This window comes from Pseudomonas sp. AGC41, assembly GCF_057334555.1.
The window spans coordinates 1-2500 of the sequence record NZ_JBHFJB010000038.1; the positions used below are offsets into that span (position 1 = coordinate 1).

General features: G+C 51.9%; 4 rRNA genes (1 of these 4 cut by a window edge). All 4 read right to left on the minus strand.

Annotated features, from left to right (window positions below):
* Positions 1-2: 2 nt before the first annotated feature.
* Positions 3-118, minus strand: a 5S ribosomal RNA gene (rrf, locus tag ACE04F_RS06675).
* Positions 119-226: 108 nt separating this feature from the next.
* A 5S ribosomal RNA gene (gene rrf, locus ACE04F_RS06680) occupies positions 227-342 on the minus strand.
* A gap of 108 nt (positions 343-450) precedes the next feature.
* Positions 451-566: ribosomal RNA gene (gene rrf / locus ACE04F_RS06685) — 5S ribosomal RNA — on the minus strand.
* A 148-nt stretch (positions 567-714) separates the two neighbouring features.
* A 23S ribosomal RNA gene (locus ACE04F_RS06690) occupies positions 715-2500 on the minus strand; it runs 1106 nt beyond the window's last position.

Consider the following 2500-nt stretch of genomic DNA (forward strand, 5'->3'; position numbering starts at 1 on the left):
AATCTTGACGATGACCTACTCTCACATGGGGAAACCCCACACTACCATCGGCGATGCATCGTTTCACTTCTGAGTTCGGGATGGGATCAGGTGGTTCCAATGCTCTATGGTCGTCAAGAAATTCGGTAACCAACCCGTTCAGGAACAACGTGTCGGTGAAAATCGAAGACTTCTACTAAAAACAAAACCCCTACCTGCGTCAGCAGATAGGGGTTTCGGAATTTAATCTTGACGATGACCTACTCTCACATGGGGAAACCCCACACTACCATCGGCGATGCATCGTTTCACTTCTGAGTTCGGGATGGGATCAGGTGGTTCCAATGCTCTATGGTCGTCAAGAAATTCGGTAACCAACCCGTTCAGGAACAACGTGTCGGTGAAAATCGAAGACTTCTACTAAAAACAAAACCCCTACCTGCGTCAGCAGATAGGGGTTTCGGAATTTAATCTTGACGATGACCTACTCTCACATGGGGAAACCCCACACTACCATCGGCGATGCATCGTTTCACTTCTGAGTTCGGGATGGGATCAGGTGGTTCCAATGCTCTATGGTCGTCAAGAAATTCGGTAGCCAGCGCGTGCCTTGCGGTCACGTTCCAGCGAATGGGTATGCGATAGTTTGTGGTTTTGACTCGAACTTTCGGTTCATCTCGTCTTCACACACCGCAATCTGGCCTCTTTCGAGTCTACAGATTGCTTGGGTGTTATATGGTCAAGCCTCACGGGCAATTAGTACAGGTTAGCTCAACGCCTCACAGCGCTTACACACCCTGCCTATCAACGTCGTAGTCTTCGACGGCCCTTCAGGGGACTCAAGGTCCCAGTGAGATCTCATCTTGAGGCAAGTTTCCCGCTTAGATGCTTTCAGCGGTTATCTTTTCCGAACATAGCTACCCGGCAATGCCACTGGCGTGACAACCGGAACACCAGAGGTTCGTCCACTCCGGTCCTCTCGTACTAGGAGCAGCCCCTCTCAAATCTCAAACGTCCACGGCAGATAGGGACCGAACTGTCTCACGACGTTCTAAACCCAGCTCGCGTACCACTTTAAATGGCGAACAGCCATACCCTTGGGACCGGCTTCAGCCCCAGGATGTGATGAGCCGACATCGAGGTGCCAAACACCGCCGTCGATATGAACTCTTGGGCGGTATCAGCCTGTTATCCCCGGAGTACCTTTTATCCGTTGAGCGATGGCCCTTCCATACAGAACCACCGGATCACTAAGACCTACTTTCGTACCTGCTCGACGTGTCTGTCTCGCAGTCAAGCGCGCTTTTGCCTTTATACTCTACGACCGATTTCCGACCGGTCTGAGCGCACCTTCGTACTCCTCCGTTACTCTTTAGGAGGAGACCGCCCCAGTCAAACTACCCACCATACACTGTCCTCGATCCGGATAACGGACCTGAGTTAGAACCTCAAAGTTGCCAGGGTGGTATTTCAAGGATGGCTCCACGCAGACTGGCGTCCACGCTTCAAAGCCTCCCACCTATCCTACACAAGCAAATTCAAAGTCCAGTGCAAAGCTATAGTAAAGGTTCACGGGGTCTTTCCGTCTAGCCGCGGATACACTGCATCTTCACAGCGATTTCAATTTCACTGAGTCTCGGGTGGAGACAGCGCCGCCATCGTTACGCCATTCGTGCAGGTCGGAACTTACCCGACAAGGAATTTCGCTACCTTAGGACCGTTATAGTTACGGCCGCCGTTTACCGGGGCTTCGATCAAGAGCTTCGCGTTAGCTAACCCCATCAATTAACCTTCCGGCACCGGGCAGGCGTCACACCCTATACGTCCACTTTCGTGTTTGCAGAGTGCTGTGTTTTTAATAAACAGTCGCAGCGGCCTGGTATCTTCGACCGGCGTGGGCTTACGCAGCAAGTGCTTCACCCTCACCGGCGCACCTTCTCCCGAAGTTACGGTGCCATTTTGCCTAGTTCCTTCACCCGAGTTCTCTCAAGCGCCTTGGTATTCTCTACCCAACCACCTGTGTCGGTTTGGGGTACGGTTCCTGGTTACCTGAAGCTTAGAAGCTTTTCTTGGAAGCATGGCATCAACCACTTCGTCACCCAAAGGGTAACTCGTCATCAGCTCTCGGCCTTAAGATCCCGGATTTACCTAAGATCTCAGCCTACCACCTTAAACTTGGACAACCAACGCCAAGCTGGCCTAGCCTTCTCCGTCCCTCCATCGCAATAACCAGAAGTACAGGAATATTAACCTGTTTTCCATCGACTACGCTTTTCAGCCTCGCCTTAGGGACCGACTAACCCTGCGTCGATTAACGTTGCGCAGGAAACCTTGGTCTTTCGGCGTGGGTGTTTTTCACACCCATTGTCGTTACTCATGTCAGCATTCGCACTTCTGATACCTCCAGCAAGCTTCTCAACTCACCTTCACAGGCTTACAGAACGCTCCTCTACCGCATCACTTACGTGATACCCGTAGCTTCGGTGTATGGTTTGAGCCCCGTTACATCTTCCGCGCAGGC